The organism is Haloarcula onubensis (assembly GCF_031624605.1).
Lineage (GTDB): Archaea > Halobacteriota > Halobacteria > Halobacteriales > Haloarculaceae > Haloarcula > Haloarcula onubensis.
In genome coordinates, this window is the sequence record NZ_JAMQOS010000001.1 from 73,586 (window position 1) to 97,987 (window position 24,402).

The 24,402-nt window shown below is 68.0% G+C and carries 29 protein-coding genes and 1 tRNA gene; 13 read left to right on the plus strand and 17 right to left on the minus strand.

Annotated features, from left to right (window positions below):
• Nucleotides 1-21 precede the first annotated feature (21 nt).
• Together NDI86_RS00430 and ribE are read left to right on the plus strand one after the other, a co-directional pair.
• On the plus strand, nt 22-930 hold the full coding sequence (locus tag NDI86_RS00430; protein ID WP_310898415.1) for an NAD(P)H-binding protein: 909 nt from the start codon (nt 22-24) through the stop codon (nt 928-930).
• 98 nt (nt 931-1,028) lie between these two features.
• Nucleotides 1,029-1,664 carry a riboflavin synthase gene (gene ribE / locus NDI86_RS00435; RefSeq protein WP_310898416.1) on the plus strand — a complete coding sequence of 212 codons (636 nt, stop codon included), beginning with the start codon at nt 1,029-1,031 and terminating at the stop codon, nt 1,662-1,664.
• Here ribE and NDI86_RS00440 read toward each other — a convergent pair.
• Complete coding sequence (locus NDI86_RS00440; RefSeq protein WP_310898417.1) at nt 1,661-2,692, minus strand: PrsW family intramembrane metalloprotease; 1,032 nt, start codon at nt 2,690-2,692, stop codon at nt 1,661-1,663. The genes ribE and NDI86_RS00440 overlap by 4 nt on opposite strands.
• A 121-nt stretch (nt 2,693-2,813) precedes the next feature.
• On the opposite strand from NDI86_RS00440, the gene pdxT reads away from it, so the two are divergent.
• From pdxT to NDI86_RS00460, 4 genes are all read left to right on the plus strand, one after another.
• Nucleotides 2,814-3,407, plus strand: a complete 594-nt coding sequence (pdxT, locus tag NDI86_RS00445; protein ID WP_310898418.1) for a pyridoxal 5'-phosphate synthase glutaminase subunit PdxT — start codon at nt 2,814-2,816, stop codon at nt 3,405-3,407.
• Nucleotides 3,408-3,656: 249 nt separating this feature from the next.
• Nucleotides 3,657-3,953: a phosphoribosyl-ATP diphosphatase gene (gene hisE / locus NDI86_RS00450; protein WP_310898419.1), complete on the plus strand. Its 297-nt coding sequence runs from the start codon at nt 3,657-3,659 to the stop codon at nt 3,951-3,953.
• A 98-nt stretch (nt 3,954-4,051) separates the two neighbouring features.
• The gene (locus NDI86_RS00455) at nt 4,052-4,768 is read left to right on the plus strand and encodes a hypothetical protein (RefSeq protein WP_417936241.1); all 717 of its coding nucleotides are present in this window, start codon (nt 4,052-4,054) and stop codon (nt 4,766-4,768) included.
• A gap of 89 nt (nt 4,769-4,857) precedes the next feature.
• Nucleotides 4,858-5,538, plus strand: a complete 681-nt coding sequence (locus NDI86_RS00460; protein WP_310898421.1) for a TIGR00266 family protein — start codon at nt 4,858-4,860, stop codon at nt 5,536-5,538.
• A 101-nt stretch (nt 5,539-5,639) separates the two neighbouring features.
• Here the strand turns inward: NDI86_RS00460 and NDI86_RS00465 are convergent, their stop codons facing one another.
• Nucleotides 5,640-5,960 (minus strand): ASCH domain-containing protein, encoded by a 321-nt coding sequence (locus NDI86_RS00465; protein WP_310898422.1) that lies wholly within the window; start codon nt 5,958-5,960, stop codon nt 5,640-5,642.
• Nucleotides 5,961-6,313: 353 nt separating this feature from the next.
• Here NDI86_RS00465 and NDI86_RS00470 point away from each other — a divergent pair, with 353 nt between their 5' ends.
• Complete coding sequence (locus NDI86_RS00470) at nt 6,314-7,324, plus strand: NOG1 family protein (RefSeq protein WP_310898423.1); 1,011 nt, start codon at nt 6,314-6,316, stop codon at nt 7,322-7,324.
• A 241-nt stretch (nt 7,325-7,565) separates the two neighbouring features.
• Here NDI86_RS00470 and NDI86_RS00475 read toward each other — a convergent pair whose 3' ends face one another.
• Together NDI86_RS00475 and NDI86_RS00480 are read right to left on the minus strand one after the other, a co-directional pair.
• Nucleotides 7,566-8,306 carry an SIMPL domain-containing protein gene (locus NDI86_RS00475; RefSeq protein ID WP_310898424.1) on the minus strand — a complete coding sequence of 247 codons (741 nt, stop codon included), beginning with the start codon at nt 8,304-8,306 and terminating at the stop codon, nt 7,566-7,568.
• Nucleotides 8,307-8,369: 63 nt separating this feature from the next.
• On the minus strand, nt 8,370-9,647 hold the full coding sequence (locus NDI86_RS00480; RefSeq protein WP_310898425.1) for a TIGR00341 family protein: 1,278 nt from the start codon (nt 9,645-9,647) through the stop codon (nt 8,370-8,372).
• Nucleotides 9,648-9,818: 171 nt separating this feature from the next.
• Between NDI86_RS00480 and engB the strand changes: the two genes are divergently transcribed.
• Together engB and NDI86_RS00490 are read left to right on the plus strand one after the other, a co-directional pair.
• On the plus strand, nt 9,819-10,436 hold the full coding sequence (engB, locus tag NDI86_RS00485) for a GTP-binding protein EngB (RefSeq protein WP_310898426.1): 618 nt from the start codon (nt 9,819-9,821) through the stop codon (nt 10,434-10,436).
• A gap of 242 nt (nt 10,437-10,678) precedes the next feature.
• Complete coding sequence (locus NDI86_RS00490; RefSeq protein ID WP_310898427.1) at nt 10,679-11,611, plus strand: site-2 protease family protein; 933 nt, start codon at nt 10,679-10,681, stop codon at nt 11,609-11,611.
• 86 nt (nt 11,612-11,697) lie between these two features.
• Here NDI86_RS00490 and yciH read toward each other — a convergent pair whose 3' ends face one another.
• From yciH to NDI86_RS00520, 6 genes are all read right to left on the minus strand, one after another.
• Nucleotides 11,698-11,991: a stress response translation initiation inhibitor YciH gene (yciH, locus tag NDI86_RS00495; protein ID WP_004516073.1), complete on the minus strand. Its 294-nt coding sequence runs from the start codon at nt 11,989-11,991 to the stop codon at nt 11,698-11,700.
• A gap of 54 nt (nt 11,992-12,045) precedes the next feature.
• The gene (locus NDI86_RS00500) at nt 12,046-14,247 is read right to left on the minus strand and encodes a transglutaminase TgpA family protein (protein WP_310898428.1); all 2,202 of its coding nucleotides are present in this window, start codon (nt 14,245-14,247) and stop codon (nt 12,046-12,048) included.
• Nucleotides 14,244-15,218: a DUF58 domain-containing protein gene (locus tag NDI86_RS00505; RefSeq protein WP_310898429.1), complete on the minus strand. Its 975-nt coding sequence runs from the start codon at nt 15,216-15,218 to the stop codon at nt 14,244-14,246. Before NDI86_RS00505 ends, NDI86_RS00500 begins: the two co-directional genes overlap by 4 nt.
• Nucleotides 15,219-16,172, minus strand: coding sequence for an AAA family ATPase (locus NDI86_RS00510; protein WP_310898430.1), 954 nt, complete (start codon nt 16,170-16,172; stop codon nt 15,219-15,221).
• 154 nt (nt 16,173-16,326) lie between these two features.
• Nucleotides 16,327-16,611, minus strand: coding sequence for a DUF7573 domain-containing protein (locus tag NDI86_RS00515; protein WP_310898431.1), 285 nt, complete (start codon nt 16,609-16,611; stop codon nt 16,327-16,329).
• 216 nt (nt 16,612-16,827) lie between these two features.
• Nucleotides 16,828-17,238 (minus strand): GNAT family N-acetyltransferase, encoded by a 411-nt coding sequence (locus NDI86_RS00520; RefSeq protein WP_310898432.1) that lies wholly within the window; start codon nt 17,236-17,238, stop codon nt 16,828-16,830.
• 164 nt (nt 17,239-17,402) lie between these two features.
• Between NDI86_RS00520 and NDI86_RS00525 the strand changes: the two genes are divergently transcribed.
• Nucleotides 17,403-17,624 carry a DUF8024 family protein gene (locus NDI86_RS00525; RefSeq protein ID WP_310898433.1) on the plus strand — a complete coding sequence of 74 codons (222 nt, stop codon included), beginning with the start codon at nt 17,403-17,405 and terminating at the stop codon, nt 17,622-17,624.
• Here NDI86_RS00525 and NDI86_RS00530 read toward each other — a convergent pair.
• Together NDI86_RS00530 and NDI86_RS00535 are read right to left on the minus strand one after the other, a co-directional pair.
• On the minus strand, nt 17,578-18,555 hold the full coding sequence (locus NDI86_RS00530; RefSeq protein WP_310898434.1) for a 5,10-methylenetetrahydromethanopterin reductase: 978 nt from the start codon (nt 18,553-18,555) through the stop codon (nt 17,578-17,580). The two genes, NDI86_RS00525 and NDI86_RS00530, sit on opposite strands and share 47 nt — an antisense overlap.
• Nucleotides 18,542-19,315, minus strand: a complete 774-nt coding sequence (locus NDI86_RS00535) for a coenzyme F420-0:L-glutamate ligase (RefSeq protein WP_310898435.1) — start codon at nt 19,313-19,315, stop codon at nt 18,542-18,544. The genes NDI86_RS00530 and NDI86_RS00535 overlap by 14 nt, the downstream gene beginning before the upstream one ends.
• A 64-nt stretch (nt 19,316-19,379) precedes the next feature.
• Here NDI86_RS00535 and NDI86_RS00540 point away from each other — a divergent pair, with 64 nt between their 5' ends.
• On the plus strand, nt 19,380-19,511 hold the full coding sequence (locus NDI86_RS00540; protein ID WP_310898436.1) for a hypothetical protein: 132 nt from the start codon (nt 19,380-19,382) through the stop codon (nt 19,509-19,511).
• Here NDI86_RS00540 and NDI86_RS00545 read toward each other — a convergent pair.
• The 5 genes from NDI86_RS00545 to NDI86_RS00565 all read right to left on the minus strand — a co-directional run bounded on the left by NDI86_RS00545 (nt 19,497) and on the right by NDI86_RS00565 (nt 22,330).
• Entirely contained in the window at nt 19,497-19,985 is a 489-nt protein-coding gene (locus NDI86_RS00545) for a metallophosphoesterase family protein (RefSeq protein WP_310898437.1), read from the minus strand. The genes NDI86_RS00540 and NDI86_RS00545 overlap by 15 nt on opposite strands.
• Before the next feature lie 47 nt (nt 19,986-20,032).
• Nucleotides 20,033-20,338, minus strand: coding sequence for a winged helix-turn-helix transcriptional regulator (locus tag NDI86_RS00550; protein WP_310898438.1), 306 nt, complete (start codon nt 20,336-20,338; stop codon nt 20,033-20,035).
• A gap of 208 nt (nt 20,339-20,546) precedes the next feature.
• Nucleotides 20,547-21,197, minus strand: a complete 651-nt coding sequence (locus NDI86_RS00555) for a hypothetical protein (RefSeq protein ID WP_310898439.1) — start codon at nt 21,195-21,197, stop codon at nt 20,547-20,549.
• Nucleotides 21,198-21,442: 245 nt separating this feature from the next.
• The gene (locus NDI86_RS00560) at nt 21,443-22,063 is read right to left on the minus strand and encodes a hypothetical protein (protein ID WP_310898440.1); all 621 of its coding nucleotides are present in this window, start codon (nt 22,061-22,063) and stop codon (nt 21,443-21,445) included.
• 194 nt (nt 22,064-22,257) lie between these two features.
• Nucleotides 22,258-22,330 (minus strand) — tRNA-Asp (locus NDI86_RS00565).
• A gap of 279 nt (nt 22,331-22,609) precedes the next feature.
• Here NDI86_RS00565 and NDI86_RS00570 point away from each other — a divergent pair.
• Both NDI86_RS00570 and NDI86_RS00575 read left to right on the plus strand, forming a co-directional pair.
• Nucleotides 22,610-22,837 (plus strand): DNA-directed RNA polymerase subunit H, encoded by a 228-nt coding sequence (locus tag NDI86_RS00570; protein ID WP_310898441.1) that lies wholly within the window; start codon nt 22,610-22,612, stop codon nt 22,835-22,837.
• Nucleotides 22,837-24,402, plus strand: coding sequence for a DNA-directed RNA polymerase subunit B'' (locus tag NDI86_RS00575; protein ID WP_310898442.1), 1,566 nt, complete (start codon nt 22,837-22,839; stop codon nt 24,400-24,402). Before NDI86_RS00570 ends, NDI86_RS00575 begins: the two co-directional genes overlap by 1 nt.

The window sequence follows — 24,402 nt, forward strand, 5'->3', positions numbered from 1 at the left end:
ACTGGAGTTCCATCCACAGGTATGCGTGTCCTTGTCACCGGCGCCTCCGGCTTCGTCGGGAGCCACCTCGTCCCCGCCCTGCTCGGCCGGGGCCACGACGTGGTCGCGCTCACGCGGGACCCGGCGACGTACGTCGCCCCGGCGGGTGTCGAGGTGGTCGAGGGCGACGTGCTGGACCCCGACCTCTCGCTCCCGGCCGTCGACGCGGCCTACTATCTCGTCCACTCGATGGCGGCCGGCGAGGACTTCGAGGAGCGGGACCGCCGCGCCGCCCGGAACTTCCGGCGGGCCGTCGACGCGGCCGGTATCGAGCGCGTGGTCTACCTCGGCGGGCTGGGCAACGAGGAGCGAGGGCTCTCTGAACACCTCCAGTCCCGCCGCGAGGTCGAACGCCTACTCGGCGGGGGCGACGCGGCGCTGACCGCGCTGCGGGCCGCTATCGTCATCGGCGAGGGGTCGGCGAGCTTTCGGATTATCCGCCAGCTCGCCGCCCGCCTGCCGGTGATGGTGACGCCGTCGTGGGTCCGCACCGAGTGCCAGCCCATCTACATCGACGACGTGGTGGCGTATCTCGTGGGCGTCCTCGAAGCGCCCGCGACGACCGGCGAGACCTACGAAATCGGCGGTCCGGACGTGCTGACCTACCAGGAGATACTGACGACGACGGCCCGGATTCTGGTCGGCCGGCCGCCGCTCATCGTGCCGGTCCCCGTCCTCTCGCCGGGGCTGTCCGCCCGCTGGCTCGGGCTGGTGACCGACGTGCCCGTCAGCGTCGCCAAACCGCTGGTCGACGGCCTGAAAAACCGCGTCGTCGTCACCGACCACAGCATCGACGACCACGTCCGGCCCGAGTTGACGGGCTTCGAGGAGAGTGTCCGGCTGGCGCTGGGTGAGGACTCCGTCGTCGAGTCACAAGCCGTCGAAGCGTGAGCCAGCAGCGGGGCTTTCTGGCAGTCGTACCGCTCACGACCCGACTACCCCCGCCGGAGAGCCAAACCCCTATGCCCGGCAGTTCCCTACCGGCGGGTATGTTCACCGGCATCGTCGAGGCGACGGGCGAGGTACTGCAGGTCACGGACGGCGAGGGCGGCCGGCGCGTCCGCGTGGGGACGCCATTTACCGACCTCTCTCACGGCCAGTCAATCAGTATCAGTGGTGCGTGTCTCACCGTCGAGGACTACGCCGACGGGGAGTGGGTCGACCTCTTTCTCGCGCGGGAGACGCTCGACCGAACCTTCTTCGACACCCTGCAGGAGGGCGACCGCGTCAACCTGGAGCGGGCGATGCCGGCCGACGGCCGCTTCGACGGCCACATCGTCCAGGGCCACGTCGACGCGACGGCGGCGGTCGTGGGTATCGAACGGGAGGGGGACGTTCCCGCGAGCGACGCGAGTGGGGGCTCGTCGTCCGAGCGAAGCGAGTACGACGGTGACTGGACCTTCTCGTTCTCGCTGCCGGAGACCCAGCGCGACTACCTCGTCGAGAAGGGCTCGATAACGGTCGACGGCATCTCGCTGACGGTCGCGGCCCGCCGCGCGGACGGCTTCGACGTGGCTGTCATCCCGACGACCTACGAGGAGACGACCCTCTCCGAGAAGTCGGTCGGCGACCCCGTCCACCTGGAGGTCGACGTGGTCGCGAAGTACGTCGAACAGCTCTGCTAGGACTCGAAGTCGGGGACGCCGGGCTCGCTCTGTGGGTTCCCGCCCTGCTGGGCCCGCTTGTACGCCTGCCGGTAGGCGTCGAGTTTGCGCAGGAGCAGCAGGATGAAGATGCCGTCGTAGACGACGACGAAGCCGACGAAGGCGACGAACTGGGGGACGCCGTACACCGACGACAACAGCCCGGTGACGACGCCCGACAGCGAGTTGTAGCCCGCGTGGATGACCGTCGCGATGAGCAGCCCCTTCAGGACGATGGGGCCGGCGTTCTTGGGGTTGAACTTCGCGAGCCCGAGATAGTAGCCCGCGAAGGCCGAGTAGATGACGTGGCCCGGCCCGGCCAGCGCCCGCACCGCCGCGATACCGCTGCCCGCGCTGATGGCCTGGAGCGTTCCGGCGACCATCTCGGTGTTCTGGACGATGTACAGCGCGTTCTCGATGGTGGCAAAGCCAAGCCCCGCCATCGCGCCGTAGACGGCGCCGTCGATGACCGCGTCGAAGCGGTCGTCGCGGTAGGCGTACAGCCGCACCGCGAGCAGTTTCACGCTCTCCTCGACGGGCCCGACGATGAGGAGGAAGAAGGTGACCTGTCCCAGGAACGGCAGGAGGCCGCCTATCGAGCCCACGAACTGGACCGGGCCCCGCAACACCGTGTTCAGGATGGCGGCGAAGCCGGCAAAGAGCACGCCGAGCATGAACGTGCCGACGAGCAGCGTCAGGGGCTCGTCGGTGGTCACGTCGGCGTAGTAGATGTAGCCCGCCAGCACGAGCGCCGGAATCGCCGACAGCGCCGCGAGCGCGGCAAAGAGGGGCTGGGCCCCGAGCGCGCCGAGCCCGCCGAAGGCAATCTGGACGGCGAGAATCGCGATTGCCAGCAGGATGACGAGCCCGCGCAACGCCCACTGACCGGCGTAGTACAGGAAGTACACCAGTCGGTCGAACACCGACCGGACCTCCCAGTCCGTTATCTCGTAGAGGTCAACCGACCGGTCTGACTTTCGCTCGACCGGGTCTCGCGGTCGTTCGGCCATAGCGGAAGGTCGGGGCCCCGCCACCTAACGTTTGGCCCGTGCTATGCCAGTCGGCCGATATCGCGGCGACGATACTCCCGCGAGACGAGAAGGTTTTGGGGGTCACAGTCCAAGGGCGGGTATGAGTCTACGGGCAGGTGTCCTCGCCGTACAGGGTGACGTCTCCGAACACGCGAGGGCTATCGAGCGGGCCGCGGCGGCCCACGACAAGTCGGCGGAAGTCGTCGAAATCCGCGAAGCCGGCCTCGTCCCCGACTGTGACGTACTGTTGATGCCCGGCGGCGAGTCGACGACCATCTCCCGGCTCATCCACCGCGAGGGCATCGCGAGCGAGATAGAGGCCCACGTCGAGGCGGGCAAGCCGGTGCTTGCGACGTGTGCCGGACTCATCGTCGCCGCCACGGACGCCCACGACGACCGCGTCGAGACGCTGAACCTCATCGACGCCACCGTCGAGCGCAACGCCTTCGGTCGCCAGAAGGACAGCTTCGAGGCGCCGCTTGACGTCACGGGCTTCGACGAGCCGTTCCCGGCGGTGTTCATCCGCGCGCCGGTCATCGACTACGTCGGGACGGGCGTCGAGGTGCTTGCCTCCTGGGACGACCGCCCCGTGGCCATCCGCAACGGCCCCGTCGTCGGCACTTCCTTCCATCCCGAACTGACAGACGACCCCAGAATCCACGACTTGGCCTTCTTCGACAGCGTGGAGTCCTAACCACTTTTTGCAACTCCTTCGGGCGCTGCGCGCCCTCAGTCGTGCAAAAACATGGGGAAAAATCGCGGCTTCGCCTCCTGTCGCGGGCCATAGGCCCGCGGTAGTCGGCTCGCCGCGGTCGAACCGCGGCCGTCGGCCGCGGACAGCTACCCTTCCGCACGGCTTGACAGCGAATCTCGCTGCCCAACCGGCGTGGCTCTGACACGCACGTAACGACGCGCTGAAGGGCGTCCCCGCCGACGTGGGGGTATGAGCGACGACACAGACGACGTCATCGACGACGTGTTCGCGGTCATCGAGGACCGCAAGGCGAACCTCCCCGAGGACTCGTACACGACCTCGCTGTTCACTCACGAGAAAGGCGAGAACGCCGTCCTGGAGAAACTCGGCGAGGAGTCGACGGAGCTGATTCTGGCGGCGAAAGACGACGACCGCGAGGAACTCGCCCACGAGGCGGCCGACATCGTCTACCACATGCTCGTCCTGCTGTCGATGAAGGAGATGGACCTCGCCGACCTGCGGGCGGAACTGGCCGAGCGGCGGTAACTCGGCCAAGTGACGCTTCTGACGGCGGGATTTATTATCCTCGACGCGAGCTACCGTGAGACATGAGCACGACCACAGTGCGCGGGACGATAGCGGGGATGGGACAGCGGGCCAATCCGGCCTTCGCCGTGGGGGTGGTCGCCGTCGCGCTGGCGGCGCTGGCCTACGCCACGACGATGGCCTCCATCCAGCACCACACCTACGTCCACGTGATGGCCGGCGTCCTCTGGACCGGGACCGACCTCTTCATCGGCGCTATCCTCGGGCCGGTCATCGGGGGGCTCGACGAGGAGGCGAGCGCCGCGGTCTTCGAACGGCTCACGCCCAAAACCGCCTTCTTCCTGCCCTCGATGGCCTTCCTGACCATCGCGACGGGCATCCCGCTGGCCCTACGGCTCGGCGTCTTCCCGAACGCCGGCCCGTGGCTCGCCCTGTTTACCCTCTTCAACGTCGTCCCCATCCTGCTCCTGCTGGGCTGGCGGCTCGACGCCGTCGGCGACTGGCGCTGGCAGGTCCCCTTCGCCGTCGGCACCGTCGGCTCGCTGGCGTGGGTCGCGACGACTATCGGCGCCTTCGAGATGACCGAACCCGCCCTCGTCGTCGCGCTCGCGCTGGTGACGCTGCTGTCAGTGCAGGGCTTTGGCTTCCTGATGCCCGGCGAGATTCGCATCTACAAGCAGATGGTCTCGCCGTCGCCGGACGCGAGCGTCATCTCGGCCATCGGCCAGCAGAACGCCAAACTCGGCGGGGTCCAGGGGCTCGTGCAACTGGTGCTCATCGCGGACATGGTGTACCTGCGCTACGGCGGGTTCTGAACTCGGGCCGAGACAGGCGGCGACGCGCTGTCGGCGGACGCCCCGTCGGGCGCCGGCATCGTTAATGGTCAGCCATCGGAACGGTAGCCGTGGAGCACGAGATTAGCCACCGCCCGTCGTACGCACAGCTCACCCTCTCGCTCGACGCGGGCGAGACCGTTCGCGCCGAGGCCGGCGCGATGGTGAGCCAGTCGGGCGATATCGAGATTCAGACGCGGGCCGAAGGCGGGCTGTTGAAATCGCTCTCCCGGTCGATGCTGGGCGGGGAGTCCTTCTTCATGAACACCTTCACCGCCCACGGACCAAGTTCCGTCCAGCTGGCGCCCGCGCTCGCCGGCGACATCCAGCACCACGACCTCGACGGCGAGACGCTGTTCGTCCAGTCCACGTCGTTCATCGCCGCCCATCCGGACATCGCCGTCGATACGAAGTTCGGCGGCGGGAAGTCCTTCTTCGGCGGTGAGGGGCTGTTCCTGCTCAAACTGTCGGGCAGCGGGCCAGCCTTTCTCTCCAGCTACGGTGCCATCGACGAGCACACGGTCGAGCCGGGGACCCCGCTCACCGTCGACACGGGCCACATCGTCGCGTTCGAGGACACCGTCGCGTTCAGCGTCCGCAAAGTCGGCGGGCTGAAGTCGACGCTGTTCAGCGGCGAGGGGCTCGTCTGTGAGTTCACCGGCGACGGGACGGTGTGGACCCAGACCCGCAGTCCCGACGCCTTCCTCGCCTGGCTGATTCCGAAGCTGCCCAGTACGTCCTCGTCCCAGTGACGACCCACGAGCCGGGCACCGACCGAGACGTCCCCGCCCGCTCCGTCACTCCCCGACCGACTCGAATCGGCGGGCGACTGCGTCCCCCGTGCTTCGAGGCCTCACTCGTCGTTTGCCGGCTCGAACCTGTGCCGGACGACCTCGCTGTCGTCGTCCCACTCGAATGTGTCGTGGACCGCCTCGAGTCGCTCGCGGTACGCGTCCAGGTCCTCGGACCCCTCACGGCGGGCGTCCTCGTCGGTCAGATCCCCCAGCGTCCGGTGGGTCACGTCCGTCACCTCGAACGTCTGGTCGTCGATATCGAACGTGTCGCCCTCCTCGGCGTACTCGTGGCCGCGGTGCAACTGCGTGACTCTCCCCTCGGCGGCCATCTGCTGGACGTGCTCGTTGGGCAGAATCTCGCCGGCGTCGATGTGTGCCATACCGGGTGTGAGGGCGCGACGAACTAAAACGTGGTTCGGACGCCGTCGCGCCCAACAACCCGCTCGCTGCGAGCGGGGTCACCGTCGGCCCCGGTATCGCCGGCTCGACAACTACCGCGGGGTGGGACTGGAAGGGGCGGCCTGTTGCACGAACCCCGGCGACGCAAGCACCCACTGGAGCGCAGCGAGCCGCGGGAGTGCAACAGGCCGGGGCTTTCTGGCTGTCGGCGGCACCGTTTCACTCCACAGCTAGCGGGGCTTTCCGGCCGCTCACGGTTCCGTTCACAGCGGAGCAAGGTAGCCCGAATCCCGATTGAACGACCTTTTACCCGGTGACAGAGTACACCACCGCAATGAGCCATCCCTTCGAGAATCTCCCGACCACGCCCCGGGCCGAGGAGATACTGGACAAAGCGTTCTCGCGGGCGACGCGGGCCTCCGGGTCGAAAAGCGGCATCGAGGCCCAGCAGTCGATGCTGATGACCGCTTCGAACATCATCTCCGACAACTTGGAGAACGTCGCGACACAGTGGCCGACCATCGACGAACTGGACCCCTTCTACGTCGAACTGGCCGACGCCGTCGTCAGCGAGACCGACCCGGCCGACGACGACCCCGGCGTCGACGCCCTGAAACAGCACCTCTCGAACATCTCCTGGGCCGGACGCAAGGCCAAGGAGATTCGCCAGGAGTACGAGGGTCGGGTCGTCCGCAGCGACGTGGACACGTCCCGCAAACTGCGCAAGCAGGCCTTCGCCCGGATGGCCGACATCACCGAGCAGGTCGCAGACGACCTCGAAGCGGTCTCGAAGGCCCGCGACGCGCTGAAGGGGCTGCCCGACATCCGCCCGGAGGAACCCGTCATCGTCGTCGCCGGCTACCCCAACGTCGGGAAGTCGTCGTTCGTCAACAGCGTCACCCGTGCGGACAACGAAATCGCCTCCTATCCGTTCACGACCACCCAGATTCGCGTCGGCCACGTCGAGTCGGGACGCATCCGCTACCAGCTCGTCGACACCCCCGGACTCTTGGACCGGCCGCCGGAGGAGCGCAACGAAATCGAGTCCCAGGCCGTCAGCGCGCTGGAACACCTCGCCGACGCCGTCCTCGTGCTGGTGGACCCCAGCGGCGAGTGTGGCTACCCGCTGGCACAGCAACTGGAACTCCGGGACGCCATCGAAGCCCGCTTCGACGTGCCCGTGCTGACCGTCGGGAACAAGAGCGACCGCTCGACGGACGTAGAGGCGGACCACTTCATGAGCGTCACCGAGGACGACAACGTCCAGGGCGTGCTGGACGCGGCTATCGAGGCCGTCGACTGGGAGATAGAGCTGCCGTTCGAGGATAGCGAGGGCGGCGCGTAGCGCCGACCTCGAACCGGAACGGCGACCGACGGGAGCCGTGGAGGATAGCGAGAATTGAGCGAGGGTAGCGAGCGAAATTCTCGGAGTAGACGAGCGGGGAACGAAGTGATCCGCGAGTCGCGAGGGCGGCACGTAGCGCCACCCTCGGACCGAAACAGAGCGGGACCGAAGGTCCCGCAGGCAGTCGGGCGGCGGTGCCGCCCGACGACGGCGAACGGAGCGAGCCGCGGAGCCCGCTGTGTTACTCTAGCTCGTAGGTGACCTGGACGCTCACATCGACCGTGACCGGGCCCGGCGAGATGTTCGTCTGGCCGCCGGCGTCGGCGGCGGTCGCGTACTCGGCGCGGACCACCGGCTGGCCGCTGGCGCTCGTCTGGATGGACAGCGCGTCACCGACGCTGCGGTCCTCTGCGGTCGCGAGCGTCGTCGCGCCGCCGCGGGCGCGGTCCATCGCCGTCGTCAGGGCCTCGTCCCGGGCGTCGGCCCGCGTGTCGTCGCTCAGGCTGTAGGCGATGCCCTCGACGCGGTCGGCGCCGTTGTCGACGGCGGCGTCGACGAGCGACCCGACGGTGTCGACGTCGCTCGTCTCGGCGGCGACGGTGTGGACGGCGACGTAGCCGACCAGTTCGCGGCCGTCCTGGCTGTAGTCGTACTCGGGCCGGACGGTAAAGCGCGAGGAGGTGACGGTCGCCCCCTCGGCTTCGAGCGCGTCGCTGACGGCGTCGGCGTCGCCGCTGACGTTGTTCCGGGCCGCGGCGGCCGTCTCGCCGCGACCGACGGCGGCGACGGTGACCGTCGCCTCGTCGGGGCTCCGCTCGACCGTCGCGTCGGCGCCGACGCTGACGGTGGCGTTCGCCGTCGCAGGGGTGCTGTCGTTCGGTGCCGCGGTCCCCGCGCCGCCGGTGTCAGCCAGGACGAAGCCGACGCCGCCGGCCAGCAGGAGCGCTGCGATGCCTATCGCCGCGAGTGGTTGCGTATCCATACGTGCCAGATGTCCCCCAGCGGTATTTACCGCATCGGACGTTCAAACCCGCGTTTGACCCTTCTACGCCCGCTCGACGGAGATGTAGTGGACGGAGGTATCCACGTCCCGGCCGGCCGCGTCGTCGACTACGCGGTCGAGTCGGCCGGCCAGTTCGGGCGGGTCGGTCCCCGGCGGGATACCGACGGTGACGACGACGCGACGGGGTTCCCGGAAGATGACGGCGTTGCTCTGCTCGACTTCGACGCTCAGCACGCGGGCCGGCGGCTCGACGCTGCCTTCGACCTGTTCTCGTATCTCTGCGTCGGTCGTCGCCCGGGTGAACGAGTCGAGTGTCACGCCGCCGAGAAACGCCGAGAGGACGAGAATGGAGACGACGAGCACGCCGATGCGCTGTATCGTCGCCGAGCGCGCGTCGCTCTCGCGGAACCAGTGTTCCGGCCGGTAGCCCTGGTACCACAGTCCGACGAGGACGGCCAGGTTGATAGAGAGGATGTTCACCAGTACCAGGACGCCCGAGCCCAGCGAGACCAGCGGCTGGCCCCAGGCGATACCGATGCCGACCGTCGCCGCTGGCGGGATGAGCGCGACGGCTATCATCACGCCGACCAGCGCCGTCGAGACGCCCGAGGTAAGGCTCAACACGCCCGCCGCGCCCGCGCCCAGCGCCACGACCAGCGAGAGGAAGTCGGGCGCGACCCGCTCGCGGACCTGCTGTACCGTCGTCACGTCGGCTATCGGCGGGACGACGTTGGCCGTCCGGACCAGCACGGCGAAGGCCGTCGCGCTCGCGATGGCAAGCAGGAGGCCGACGGCCTGGAGCTTCACGCCGCGGACGAACAGTTCGCGGTCGTCGACGACGGTGCCGACGTTGGCCGTCATCGCCGGCCCGATGAGCGGCGCGATGACCATCGAGCCGACCACGACCGCCGGCGAATCGAGCAGGAGTCCGGCCGTCGCGATGACTGCGCTGACGACGGTCATGACGACGTAGGTCGACAGCGACGGCGCCAGCGCCTCGGCCTTCGCGGTCAGCTCTTCCCGGGCGATGCGGTCCTCGTCTTTCGCCTCGGCGTAGCGCTCTTCCAGCGCATCGAAATCGCGCGAGAGGACCGTGTTCGCCTCCGTGATAACCGTGTACGTGTCGCTGCTAAGCCCCACGTCGCGCAGCGCTTCCAGCACCGGCTCGACGGCGTTCGTCGGCAGCGGGAACGAGACGACGGCCTCGATGTCTCTGCCACTCGCCTCCTCGTGGACGATGTAGTCGACCCCTTCCTCGTCGAGGACGCCCTCCACCGCGTCGAGTTTGCCCCGCGGGACCGAAATCTGTACGAGCCGCACGGCTACCGCTGTGGTGGCTGTGGATAAAAACCCGGGTGGTGACGCGGGGACGGACGGCTGGTTGTCGGCACTCGCTGGTCACCGTTCCGCGGAACGCGACGCTCGCCGATTACCCACCGTCCCAGAAACGGAAACTGACGCGTTTTTCCCCGTCGGCGCAGTATCGCGGGTATGTTCGACTCTCGCCCCGACCGGAGCGCCGAAGTCGTCCTGGTCGGTCGCTCCAACGTCGGCAAGTCGACGCTGATGCGGGAGCTGACGGGCCACACCTTCGACACCGGGCAACGGCCCGGCGTCACCCGCAGCCCCAACCACTACGACTGGACCGGCCCCGACTTCGTGCTGACCGATTTGCCCGGCTTCGGTTTCATGAAGGGCGTCCCCGACGAGGTCCGCGAGCAGATAAAGACCGACGTGGTCCGCTACGTCGAGGACAACGCCGACAAAATCCTCGTCGGCATCCTCGTCGTCGACGGCAAGAGCGTCATCGACATCATCGACCGCCACTCTGGCCCCGACGAGATTCCCCACGACGTCGAGATGTTTCACTTCCTGCGCGAGGTTGGCGTCGAACCCGTCGTCGCCGTCAACAAGATGGACAAGGTCGACGACCGCGACGAGCGGCTGAACGACCTCTGTGACCGCCTCGGACTCTATCCGCCCTGGAAACAGTGGCAGGAGACCGTCGCCCCCATCAGCGCCAAGCGAGGCAACATCTCGGCGCTGACCGACGCGGTTCGACACCACCTCCACGAGGCCGAGCGGGACGACCTGTTCCAGTTCTTCTAAAGAACCTGTTTTCGCCCGGGGCCTCGCGCTCGCCTCCGGCGAGCGCTCAACCCCGGGCAAAAAACGTTCATGAAAAAAGCGCGAATCGCCAGAGGCGATTCGCGTTGAAACGGCTCGCTTCGCTCGCCGTATGCTATACCGAAGCTTGTCCTACCGGTGCGGTCCTCCTCCGTGGCCCTCAGCGCGCTTCGCTTCGCGACCGCCGAAACACAGTAGTAGCCGGCCACTGTCGGTCCGACAACATGGCTGGGATGGGTGCGACGATTGGCCGGATCGCCGACCGCGTCGCGGCCGTCGAGGACCGTCTCAACGACCACCTCCCGCCGTCGCTGAAGGTCGGCCTGGGCGTGCTCTACTGGTTCTCGACCCGCAAATCGGCGCGGTTCGACGCGTTCGCGGACCGGCCCCTCGTCCGTCGCTGGTCGGACCTCGCTATTCTCACGCTGTTCGCCCTGCAGGTCGGGACGCTGGCGCTGGTCACGGTGGCCGCGGGCAACGCGCTGGGCCGGGAGCCGACGGCGCTGAACGACCCGGTCAACACCGTCGCGATTCCGGGCGTCAACGACTTCATGCCGCTGGCCTCGACGCCCTACATCGCCCTCGCGCTCGTGGTCGCTACCGTCGTCCACGAGGGCGGCCACGCGCTGGCCTGCCGGGCCGAGGGCGTCCCCATCGAGGAGTGGGGCGTCGCGCTGCTGGGCGGGGTCGTCCCGCTGGCGGGCTACGTGTTGCCCGCCGACGCGCTCGACGAGGCCGGCGCCCGGACGCGGATGCGCGTGTTCGCGCTGGGGGTCCAGCACAACCTCGTCGTGACCCTCCTCACGGGCGCCGTCCTCCTGAGTCCGCTCACGGCCTCGCCGACCGAGGCATTCCTCACCTACTTCGGCTGGGCGGCGACGGGCGGGACGGCGCCCACGGCCGCGGCCGTCGCGGCGCTGGGACCGCTGACGAACGTCTGTTTCTGGCTCGTCCTGCTGAACGCGAACGTCGGGCTGTTAAACGCCCTGCCCGTCGGCCCGCTGGACGGCGGGCGCGTCCTCTCGGAGTCGCTCGCCGCGCTCGGCGAGCGCACCGGCTACGCCGTCCCGTCGCGACTCCGGCGGACGACCCTCTTCGCGACGAGTAGCTTCGTCGTGGGGTTGCTCGTCGTCGCTATCCTCGGGCCGTACCTGTGACTGACGCGGGGCTGTGGACGTGACGCCGCTCGAAAAACCGCCTGCCGCTACTCGAAATACGCTACGACCGAGCGAACGACGGGAGATTAGGCGACGTTGAACCCTTTGTCGCGCAGGAAGTCCTCGACGCGACCGGTGTGGTTCCCCTGGAGCTCGATCTGGCCGTCCTCGACCGTCCCGCCGCAGGCGAACTTGGACTTCAAGTCCGACGACAGCGAGTCCATGTCCACGTCCTTCGGGTCGAACCCCTCGATTATCGTTACCTCCTTCCCGTAGCGGCGCTCGTCGATGCGGATGTTGATCTCCTGAGACTCCTTGGCCACGTCTTCGCAGACGCAGAGCTCCTCAGGCAACCCGCACGTCGAGCAGACTTCCGACATTACAATGGGCCGTACGAAACCTTCGTATTAAACACTGTCGGGGGAAAGCCCGGCCTACCGCTCGGAAACGACGGCGTCGGCGATGTCGATGGCCTCCTCGGCCGCGGCCTCCGAGACGGTCCCGCCGTACCGGAGCCGTTCGCGCAGTCCGGCCAGCCGTCGCACGTCGTCGTCGGCGTCGACGGCGTCGAGGTACGCCCGAACCGTCTCGCCGGGCCGGCGCTCGCGGTGGCGCTCGCCGACGACGTACATCGCCCGCTGGAACGCCGTCTCGATGTCTTGCTCCGGGTTCTCGGGCGACTGATAGCGCAGCCACAGGCCCCGCGAGACACGCTCGGGCACGCCGGCGTGGCGGAGTCCGGCCGCGGTGCCCAGGAGGGCAATAGCCCCCAGCGCGGCCTCCTCGCGGGAGGGGAGGCCGGGGAACTGACTGTCGTCGTCGCCGGTCCCCGTCCCCGTGGCCGTGGTCCCGGGCGTCCGCGTCGCCCCTGGTTCCCGCGTCTCTGTGGGCGTGGGCGTCGGCGTGGGGGTCCGTCCCGGCGCCGGCGTCTCGGACGAGGTGGCCGTCGGTGTCGGCGTGGGCCCGCTCTCGGTGGGCGTCTCCTCGTCGGTACCGTCGTCGGCCTCCTCCTCGTCGATGCGCTGTTGCTCGGCCGCCTGTCGGGGACCGCCCGGCGTCGGGTCGAACTGCACCCAGCCCCAGTCCTCGACGTACATCTCGACCCAGGCGTGGGAGTGCAGCCCGCGGACCTTCCACCGGTCCGGCCCGACTGCCTCGCCGGGGGTGTAGCCGACGGTCATCCTGGCGGGGATGTCTTGCGTGCGCAACATGACGGCCATCGTCGTCGCGAAGTAGGTGCAGTACCCCTCGCTCATCGCGTGGAGGAACCGGTCGGCGACGTTGCGCCGCGGCCGGGAGACGGAAAGCGAGTAGTCGCGGTTCTGCCTGAGCCACCGCTCGATGACCAGCGCGGTCTGGTAGGGCGTCTCGGCGTTCTCGGTCAGCGTCTCGGTCGTCTCGGCGACCCGGTCGGGCGTGCTCTGGGGCAACTGGAGGTACGTCTCCGCCACGTCGTCGGGGTAGTCGTCGCCGGCGGTCCGAAGCTCCGACTCGCTGGCGTCGACGAGTTCGCTCTCGACCCGGTAGCTGTCGCCGGCCCGGAGCCCCGACTCGGGCTGGAGCCCGTCGTGTCTCGTCACCAGGACCTCTGGGTCGCCCTCGTAGCGCACCGGTTTCCACGCCGCGGGGACGGTGCCGATGTCCGATTCGACCTCGACGGTCTGGCTGAGTTCGCGCGTCCGGTCGGCCGGCCCGTCGCCGATGTACTCCCCGTCGTCGTACTCCCTCACGCTCCCGGTCCGGACCCAGCCGTCGCCGGTGTAGCGGTCGTAGGTTCCGACGCGCCAGTATCGGGGCTCCGGCGCCGTGACGGTGAAGCGGTGGGTCGAGGAGAGCGACAGCGACCCCTGGACCGTCAGCGACTCGCCGGCGTCGACGAGGCTCCCCTCGACGGTCCCGCCGGAGCCGCCAAGCACCGACAGGACCGTTCCCTCGACGCCGGGGATGCGCGAGACGACGGTCGGCAGGACGACGACGGCCGCGAGCTGTGCCAGCACTGACCGCCGTCCGGCGTCGATACCGTCCTCGCCGTCGGTGATTGTCGGCGAAGCGCCCGACGGGGCCGTCCCCGCGCGCCCCTCGCTCGCGACCGAATCGAGTGTGCCAAAGCCGATACCGGCGATACCCCCGACTACCCCGAGCAGCGTCGTCACGACGCCGGCGTCGGTCGTCAACACGAAAAAGGAGAGCGTGAGGCTGGCGACGAAGACGGCCGTCACGTACCACCGCCGGAGCGCGAAGTAGGTCGTCAGGAACACCGGCGCGGCGACGAAGGAGGTGACCCACAGCCGGACGTTCGCAATCTGGAGCAGTCGGCGCCCGGTCAGCAACTCGACGGTGTCGGCGAGCAACACGCCAAAGGAGGGGTTGGTCGTGAGGTTCGTGACGTACCACAGCAGCCCGGCCCCGAAGAGGGCCGCGCCGATGACGATGGCGAGGACGGGGTGGACCAGTCGGGCCAGCAGCGCGGCCGCCACCAGCGCGACGGCGGCCACGAGCAGGAACTGCGTCGGCGAGCCGACCACGTCGATGAGGTGGTACATCGTCCGCAGGGGCGCTCCGAGCGCCAGCGCGACCGCAAGCAGGGCGAGGACGCGGGGCTGGGACCACGGGAGCCGGCCGGCGAGACGGCTCACGCGCCCACCCCCGAGACCAGCGGGTTCTCGCGGCCCGCGGTCAGGTCGTCGAACGCCTCGGTCCGGTCGGCGACGTGGACGACGACGCCGCCGTCGGTGGCGCTCACGAGCACGTCCGCTTCTTCCTCGCGGCCGCTCGGGCCCTCGCCGGTGCGTGCCAGGGCTTCGAGCAGCCGGGTCCGGTGACGCTCGCCGTAGCCCGCCGGCACGGTCCCGTCGGGCGTCGCCAGTTCGACCCCGAAGCCGCTCCGGAGCGCGCCGACGGCGACGGTGGCCGCGGCGGCCGCCATCGCGTCCCCGTGGCCCGCCTTCGCCCGCGCGGCCACGAGCAACTCCTCGTCCTCGCTGTCGTCGTCGAACTCCGTGACCAGCAGGTCGTCGCGCTTGGCGCTCGACTTCCAGTGGATGTCCCGCAGCGAGTCCTCGGGCGCGTACTCACGGAGCCGGTCGAACGTCTCTCGGTTCTCGGCGTCGGGGGTGAACGTGCGGACGAACGCGTCGGGCCCGCCCAGCCGGTACACCGGCGGGAACACCAGCACGCTGTCGGTGGCCTCGACGGTACCGCTGGCAGTCACGAGCCCGAGCGAGTCGGTGACGGTCACGTCGACGGGCCCCAGGTCGTACTCACCCCGGCGCTCGTAGGGCAGGTCGAACGAGAGGGTCGCCGGCAGCGAACAGCGCGCCGTCGCCGTCCCGCCCAGCGCGTCCGGTCGGTGGTCGGTGAGCCGGGCGACGCCGCTGCCCCCGGCGGTGAGTTCGAGCGTCCGGGACTCGCCGGCAAAGCCCCGCCGGAGCGACGACCGTTCGACGGCCGGGATGCCGGTCAGCGAGACCTGGACCGCCGCGCCCAGCAGGGCGACAAAGAGCGGCGCGGCGATGGCGCCCAGCCCCGGCTGGCCGAACTGCGTGCCGACGACGGTCGCCCCGACGGCGATAGCGAGGGCGCCGACGCCCCGGAGGGTCGGGCGCATTCACTCGACGGCGACCCGGTCGAGGGCCGCCGTGACGAGTGCGTCGGCGGTCTGCTCGCTGTCGTCGGTCCGGATGCGGTGGGGGAGGACGACCGGGGCCTCGGTCTGGACGTCGTCCGGCACCACGTAGTCCCGACCGTCGAGGACCGCCCGCGCCTGCGCGGCCCGCAGCAGGTTGATGCTCCCTCGCGGACTCACGCCCAGGCGGGCGTGCTCGCGGGTGTACGCGGCGAGTCGCGTCGCGTAGGCCCGAATCGGCTCTTCGACCGTGACCGCCCCCACGCGCTGGCGGGCCGCCTGCAGTTCCCCGAGCGTGGCGACCGCGGAGAGCTCGTCGATGGGGTGGTCACCGACGACCTCGCCGAGCATCGCCGTCTCCTCGGCGGCGTCGGGATACCCCAGGCGCAGCTTCGTCATGAACCGGTCGAGTTCGGCCATCGGCAGGTCGTAGGCCTTGTGCTGTTCGACGGTGTTCTGCGTGGCGATGACGGTGAAGGGCTGGGGAATCTCCCGGGTCGTCCCGTCGGCCGAGACCTGCCCCTCCTCCATCGCTTCCAGCAGCGCCGACTGTGTCTTCGGCGGCGCCCGGTTTATCTCGTCGCCGAGGACGACGTTGGCGAAGATGGGGCCCGGACGGAACTCGAACTCCCCGGTCTTCTGGTTGTAGACGTTGACGCCGGTGACGTCCGTCGGCAGCAGGTCCGGCGTGAACTGCACGCGCTTGAACTCCCCGTCGACGCTCGCGGCGACCGACCGGGCCAGCATCGTCTTCCCGACGCCGGGGACGTCCTCCAGCAGGACGTGTCCACGACCCAGCAGCGCCGTGACGATGTGCTCGATGGCCTCGTGGTGGCCGACGATGACCTCCTCGACGTTCTCGATGACCCCGGTCGCGAGGCGTGACGCGTCCCGGAGCGCGCTGTCCGACTGCTGGCTGGCTGTCGTGTCTGTCATGGGTGATAAGGGTTGAGGGGAGTATCGGGCCGGAACCCCGGCCGTTCAGGGCGTCTGGTTCCAGTTACCTGCCTGTTCGGCACGGGAATATGTAACTCTGCTGGAGGGCAAGGTTATTACGTACGTAGCGCCCCCTCGGCAAATCTCGCCGCTTCTAGGCCCGTTCCCAGTCCTTGCACTCGACACAGACGAGTTCGCCCTCCTGCTGCCAGCGCCGCTGAACCGTCTCGCCGCAGGCCCCACACTCGGCGCCCGCGCCGTCCCAGGCGTAGGTCGTCGTCGCCGGTTCGACGCCGTCCGTCTCGGCGGCCGCCGCCGGATCCGTCTCGCCTGACTCCGTGTGGGCCGCCTCGCCCGCCTCCGCGTCGGCCTGCTGCGCCTCGGCGTCCTCGCCCGACTCGCCGCCGAGAAAATCGTCCAGCGAGGCTTCTTCGCTCATGCCTTGCCCTGTGTCCGCCCGCGGCAAATAGCTGTCTGCTTTCCGTGGCCGGTCGTCTGTAGATGAGCGAAATAGACTGCGAACAGCCAGAAAGCCCCACCCATGCCAGCAGCTCCACCGGCTATAGGTGGGGCTTTCTGGCTCTATCAGTCGTTCTCCGCTAAACTAACCACCGCCCCGTGGTCTGGGGTCCGGTCGATACCGCGTGGACAGCACTCAGATGTCCTTCTCGATGACGTACCCCCACTTCTCGTAGTCTCTGTTCTCGTAGTACTGGTGTGTCTCCGCTTGGGCCAGCGGGGACGCCAGCGCGACGGATTCGCACCCGCGCTCGTCAGCCCACTCTTCTACGTGTCGTAAGAGCGACGTGCCGTACCCCTGCTCTCGGTTCGCTTCGTCTACGACCAGGTCGTAGAGCCATGCGTGGCGCGTGTGGTGCAGGTGCTGTCTCACGAGTACGCCAGCCACGCCGACCAACTCGTCGCCGACGAAGCCCCCGAACAGGTGGTACTCGTCGTCCCCTGTCCATGCCAGTACGTCCTCGGGGTCGGCATCGCTCCACAGCTGGCGGAGAATCGGGACTGCCCCACGGCGCTCGCTTTCGGTGAGTAGTTCGCGGACGTCCATGCCGACACATGACAGCGACGGGAACAAAAATCGTCTCGTGGCTACCAGCGTGACCATCTCGAACCGTTTACACGGTGTCCCTGTCCCGGGACGAACGGCAATTCCGCCCTGTCACACCAGCGGCGAGCGGAAACACAAAGTAGGCCCACCGCAAAGCGGCGGGTATGCAAAGTCTCGTCTCGCAGTTCGTCCAGAGCGTCCTCGACATGCCCGGGAAGTTCATCGACATCGCGATGGCCGACCCCCTCTCCGCAGTGCTCATCCTCGTCGGCGCGGTCCTGGTCGGCGCCGCCTCGGCGGTCTTTGGCTATCTGACGCTTGGCGCCGTGGTCTCGCTGGTCATTCGGCCGGGAAGCGGTCCGTCGCCGCCCCGAGAAGCGCAATAGCGTCCTCGACGTCCGGACCCAGCGGCGAGGCGAAGACGACGCTGTCGGCGTACTCTCGCAGTGCTTCGGTCCGCTCGGCCACGTCCGCCGGTGTGCCGGCGATACAGAACGCGTCGAGCATCGGCTCCGTCACGAGGCCGAACGCGTCCTCGAACTCGCCGGCGGAGATGGCGTCGCCGATGTCGCTGGCGACCTCGCGGTCGATGCCGTGGCGGTCGAGGACGGGGGGCGGTGAGCCCGCAGTGACGAACGCCACTGGCGGCCGGGCGGCCTCGCGGGCCGCGTCGGCGTCCTCGGCGACGCTCACGCTGGCGTAGGCCGCGAGGTCGAACTCGCTCTCGGCGACGCGGTCCTCGGCCATCGAGTCGACCTGCTCGCGGGCCCAGGCGAGGTCCTTCGGGTGCGAGCCGTTGTACAGCGCGCCGTCGGCGTGTTTGGCGGCCATCTTCGTCATGTGTGGGCCCTGCGCGCCGACGTAGACCGGAATCTCGCCGACCTCGTAGTTCAGCCCGGCGTCGTCCGCCCGGAAGGTGCCGTCGTGGTCGACGCGCTCGCCGTCCCACAGCCGCTGGGCGACCTTGAACGTCTCAAGCACCCGGCGCAAGGCGTCGTCGTGGTCGAACCCGAGATTCCGAATCGTGGACTTATCGCCCGGCCCGACGCCGAAGAGCGCGCGGCCGTCGCTCACTTCCTCGAGCGTCGCGACCCGCGAGGCGAGCGTGACGGGGTGGGTCTCGTAGGGGTTGGCGATGCCCGGTCCCACCAGGAGTTCGTCGGTCGCCTGCGCCATCGACGACAGCGCCACGAACTGGTCGCGGTTGTTGTAGTGATGGCTCGCAAAGACCGCGTCGAACCCCTCCTCTTCGGCGGTGACGGCGTAGTCGGTGAGCTGTGCCACTGGCTCTTCCGGTGTGAGTTCAATCGCGTACATGAGACCACTCCCTGAGTGCGTCCCGGACGACGTCTCTGTCGTCTGGGCGGTAGAGTTCGTCGCTGCCCGCGTGGTCGCCGAAGTCGAAGCCACGAATCACGGCGACCGGCGTGCCGCCGTCGCCCTCGCCGGTGACGAGGTTCCCGGCGGCGGCGAGTTCGTCGACGACGGCCTGGACCGTGACGCCGAGTTCCCGGCCGTCGCGGTCCGACTCGCCCCGCCAGTCGCGGGCGGCGGCCGTCCCGGCCCAGCCCAGCGCGACGCCGCGCTGGCCCAGGCGGAAGGGTCGACCGGAGGTGTCAGTGACGATGACCGCCACGTCCACCCCGCACTGTTTGGCCAGCCCCGCCCGGATTCGCTCGGCGCAGGCCGTCGGGTCCTCGGGGAGGAGCAGCAGGTCCGCGTCGGGCACGTTCGAGCGGTCGATGCCCGCGTTGACCGTGATGTGACCGAAGCGCGTCACGGCGAGGATAAAGGGCGCCTCGGTCAGTATCTCCTCGCTCTCCTCGATGACCGCCTGCGCGAAGCGGGGGTCCTTCTCCTCGCCCGCGATTTCCGCGATGCCGTCGGCGATGCGCCGGGCGCGTTCGCCCGCCGGGAACTCCGACAGGTCCGCCTGCCGGCCCGCGGCCTTCGAGACGATGGTGCTTGCCACACAGACCACGTCGCCCTCGCGCAGGTCGGCCTGCTCGGCGACGAGTTCGGCGACCGCGTCGCCGCGGCGAACCTCCGGCAGCCCCTCGACCGCGAAGACCTCCATACCCTCCCTGTGGACTCCGCGGGAAAAAGGACGCCGTTACTCGCAAGGCCCGCCGTTCGTGGCAATGGCTGCCGGTGTCCGCGACGCGTGGGCCGGTGACGACCGCCACTCCGTCCGGGTCCTCGCTGCTCACGGGTCGCTCTCTCCGCTCGCTTTCGAGGCCTCCCGCCGGTCGCCCTCGCTACGCCTCGTGTAGTTCCACGTCCAGCGCGCCGTCGTCGACCGTCGCCGTCAGCATCGTCGCCCGGTCGGCCGGCGCCGCCCCCGTCGCGCTCCCCGGGTTCAACAACCGGACGCCGCCGTGGGTCGCGTCCATCACTTCGTGGGTGTGGCCGGCCACGCCGACCGCCTCCGCACTCGCTTCCTCGCGGACGACGGTCGCGACGCGGTCCGCGTAGCCGCGCTTCGACCCGGTGCCGTGCGTGACGACGAACGTCACCCCGCCCAGTTCGACCGTCGCGCGGTCTGGCAGCCCGATTCTGGGGTCCATGTTCCCGCCGACGGCGGTCAGCCTGGCGGCCATCGCGCGGACGTTCGACAGCGCGCCCTCGCTGTCGAAATCGCCCGCGTGGACCACGTGGTCGGCGGCCGCGATGCGCTCGCGGAACGGGTCGGGAATCCGACTCGCCCGCGAGGGGATGTGCGTATCGCTGATGAGCGCGATATCCATAGCCGGGGTTCTCGCCCGCGGGACAAAACAGTTCGTCGGGTCGCCGGTTACTCCGCCGCCTCGGCCGCCGGGACGACCGACTCCAACTCCTCCAGGCGCTCGACGAGGCGGTCCAGCCCGGCGTTGATGTCCGCGACGCGCTCGGCGATGTCGTCTGCCGGTACCGCGCCCTGTGGCGTCGGCTCGACCAGCCCGTCGTCCTCCAGCATCCGCAGCGAGTAACGCACCTTGTGTTCGGGAATCCCGGTCTCCTCGGCCAGCCGCACGATACCGATGGGGCCGTCGTCGATGACCGCACCGAGTATCGAGAGGTCCCGGCTCTCCTTCTCGACCTGATCGCGTAGTCGCTCCATGCCCATTCGTATCTAGAGGTATCCGGTGACGGTATATAAGCGCCGTCCTCCAGAGCGAGGCCCCGAACGCAGTGAGGGGCCTCGAAGCGAAGCGGTGACCGTAGGGAACCGCAGAGCCGCGGTCCGGATGTGACGGTCGCTCACTCTCCCGCTGCTCGCGGGTCACTCCGTTCCTGTAACGAGGGTCCTCCCTCCGGTCGGACCCCCGTTACTCCTCTACCGGTTTGCGCCGCAACTCGTCGAGCTGGTCGCGCAGCTTCGACAGCTCCGTCTCCAGTTCCTCACGGCGGTCGATGAGCGTCGACAGTTCCTCGGTGTTGACCGAGAAGTCCTCGTCAAGGGCGACGTCCAGGGCGTCGGTGGTCGCGGCCGCCAGATCCGTCGAGACGCGCAACACCTCACTGGGGGTCCCCCGGGACTCGTACAGCTCCTGGTCGCCCGACAGCGGACTGTAGGTTATCATCGGCGACTCGACCCCGTGGTGGTACGAGACGGTGTAGCTCGTGTCCGTGACGGGGTTCAGGCGGTCCTCAGCACGCTCGGTCCGAACGATGTTGAACGGCTCCGCCAGCGTCGGGTAGGTGCCGGCGAGGTCCCGCAGCCGGTCGGCGGCGGTCACGTCCAGTTGGGCCTCGACGTCGCCGAAGAACTGCCGCGAGTTAGTGAGCGAGAACGCCACCGTGTAAAACACCGCCTCGTCGCTGTCGGCGAGGTTCCGGAGCCGCTCGCGGACCGCCCCGTGGCGCCCCTCGATGGTGAGCTTCTCCAGTTCCTCCAGCAGCGCCCGGACCCCCTCTTCCCGGTCGAGGAACGCCTCGACGATGGCGCCCGGCATCTCCTCACCCTCGATATCGTCCATGCCTGCCCATGGTACCGGCCGACTAAACAGTCTGTCGGCGGGCACAAAAGATATACCGTGGTACGGTGACGTACCACACGTCCACCCCGAGGTGGACCTATGACAGGGACGGGGGGCTTTGCCCCCGTTGGTGCGCGTGGTTCCGGCGAGTGACGGCGCTGTGGCTTCCGGGCTATCTTTTGCCCTACTTTCGGGGCTTCGGACAACTGTGTGGTCCGCTACCAGTGGACAACGGAGCCCGGCGGCTATCCGGACTCGGCTACGGAGATGCGATAGCTCGCGGATTGGTACACTTCGGCCGAAATACTGATCTCGTGGGAGCCGGACTGATTCGCGGTGTACACGAAGGTGCCCGTGTCGTGTGTCACCTTTCTGACGGTCGCGTAATCCTTTCGTGCAGGTATCCGGCCGGATATCGTCTGCTTCGGTTCTGGGAGGCCGATCGACCAGTAGCCCCGAGCACCGTCCGAGAAATCGATCGTAATTCGGTCACCGCTGTCGACGCTGAGAGTGTACGATTCTGACTGGTTTTGGAGCGGATCTTCGGAGGCCACTGTGCCACTGTACGGCGGCCCACCGGAGTCGGGACCAGAAGGGGACACCGGTCCGAGCGCGATCACCAGGACGAGAACGACACCTCCGGCCCCGACGACCCGACTCGCCTTTTGACGGTCCATACCGTACAGCCCTACGCACCCGGCGAGGACGACAGCATCGAGAACAGCTATCACAAACAGCGTCGAGATAACTTCCACCAGAGCGACCGTCCCGACCGTAGCCAACACGGCGTACAAGATACCGATGACCGCGGTGGTGAGTAGCCATGCGCTTAGCCAGATGCCGCTCCATCTGAGCCAGTTGTGCATACGGAATGTACACGCAATTTCCTGTATAGTTATACCCCGTTTACAAATCCGTTTTTGCTCGCCCGGAGCGGGATTTGAACCCGAGCGAGACTCACCACGTTCGTCTCGCGTGATTCAAATCCCTCTCGGTCGTCCAGCGAAACCAGAACGCGACGCGATGAAACGCGTCGCTTGGGAGTTTGATTTCGAAGAAGCGCCCGGAGCGGGATTTGAACCCGCGTCACAACCGTGACAGGGTTGTATGATGGGCCACTACACCATCCGGGCACGCTGCCTTACTGCACTCAATCGTATCCCGGTGTTAGTATTAAGGCTTTCCAAAGGAGGGCGCCCTGCCATGGAACCACTTGACGGGACCCAAACCTCTATATCCGTTCTGGGCGAATCCGGTGATAACGCAAGCCGTTCTCCCCCGCAGTGGGTCGGGGGTCCAGTAGCTACTGCCGGCCGAGTTGGTAAGTGTTATTAGGGTGCCGACTATAGCGACCTGTAGTATCTCGTGACAGCCACCTTCTCCAGCCACAGGCCCCACGCACGCACACACACATGGTAGATGTAAGTCAACACGACCTCGTCCCCGACCACAGCGTCGTCGACGAGGCAGACCTCGAAGCAGTGCTCGACGAGTACGACATCAAGAAGACCGACCTCCCGAAGATAAAACGCGCCGACCCCGGACTGCCGGACGAGGCCGAGGTCGGTGACGTCATCCGAATCGAACGCGACTCGCGAACCACCGACACGGCAGTCGTCTATCGACTGGTGGTCGAATAATGGACACACAGGACCGACGCGCTATATCGCGTGAGTACTTCGCGAAGGAACGGCTCGCAGAACACCACTTCCGCTCGTTTAACGCCTTCCTCGACCGAGGGATGCAGCAGGTGGTCGACGAGAAAGAGACCATCGACACCGACATCGGCGACAAGGAAGGCCAGGAGCCGGTGTGGGTCGAACTGGGCGACGTCCGCGTCGTCACGCCCCGCGTCCGAGAGGCCGACGGGAGCGAGGAACTGCTCTATCCCCAGGAGGCCCGCCTCCGGAACATCACCTACTCCGCGCCGGTGTTCATGGAGATGGCCATCGTCCGGGGCGGCGAGGAGGAACCCGAGGAAGTCGTCGACCGCACCGAGACCAAGATTGGCCGGATGCCAATCATGGTCGGCTCGAACAAGTGTAACATCGCCGGCTTCACCCGCGAGGAACTCATCGACATCGGCGAGGACCCGGCCGACCCCGGCGGCTACTTCTGTGTCAACGGCTCCGAGCGCGTCCTGATGACGAGCGAGGACCTGGCGCCGAACAAGATTCTGGCCGAGTACGACACGAAGTACGGCGACGAGGTGCAGGTCGCCAAGACCTTCTCCCAGCGCCGTGGCTACCGCGCGCTGGTCCTCTGTGAGCGGACCCGCGACGGGCTTCTTGAGGTCTCCTTCCCTTCCGTCTCGGGCTCTATCGACTTCGTCACGCTCGTTCGCGCCCTCGGACTCGAATCCGACGAGGAGATCGTCCACCGCGTCTCCGAGGACCCGGAAATCGTGAAGTTCATGCTCGAAAATCTGGAGGAAGCGGAGGTCCAGACGACCGAGGAGGCAATCGAGACGCTCGGCCAGCGCGTCGCCTCCGGCCAGGGCAAGAACTACCAGCTCAAGCGGGCGAACTACGTCATCGACCGCTACCTCTTGCCACACCTCCACGAGGAGGGCGTCGACGAGGAGGAGGTCCGCATCAACAAGGCGTACTACCTCTGCCGGATGGCCGAGGCGTGTTTCGAACTCGCCCTGGAACGCCGCGAGGCCGACGACAAGGACCACTACGCAAACAAGCGTCTGAAGGTCAGCGGCGACCTGATGACCGACCTGTTCCGGACCGCGCTGAACAAGCTCGCCCGGGACGTGAAGTACCAGCTCGAACGCGCGAACATGCGGAATCGGCAGCTCTCCGTCTCCACGGTGGTCCGGTCGGACGTGCTGACCGAACGGCTGGAACACCCCATCGCGACGGGGAACTGGGTCGGGGGTCGCTCGGGCGTCTCCCAACTGGTCGACCGCACCGACTTCATGGGCGTGCTCTCACACCTGCGGCGCCTGCGCTCGCCGCTCAGCCGCTCCCAGCCACACTTCGAAGCCCGGGACCTGCACGCGACCCAGTGGGGTCGCATCTGTCCCTCCGAGACGCCGGAGGGGCCGAACTGCGGGCTCGTGAAGAACTTCGCACAGGCGATGGAGCTGTCACAGGACGTCGCGGACGCACAGGGGCTGAAACAGGAACTCGCGGACATGGGGGTCCAGGGCATCCCCGGTATCGAATCCATCGAACAGACGCCCGCGGACGACTAA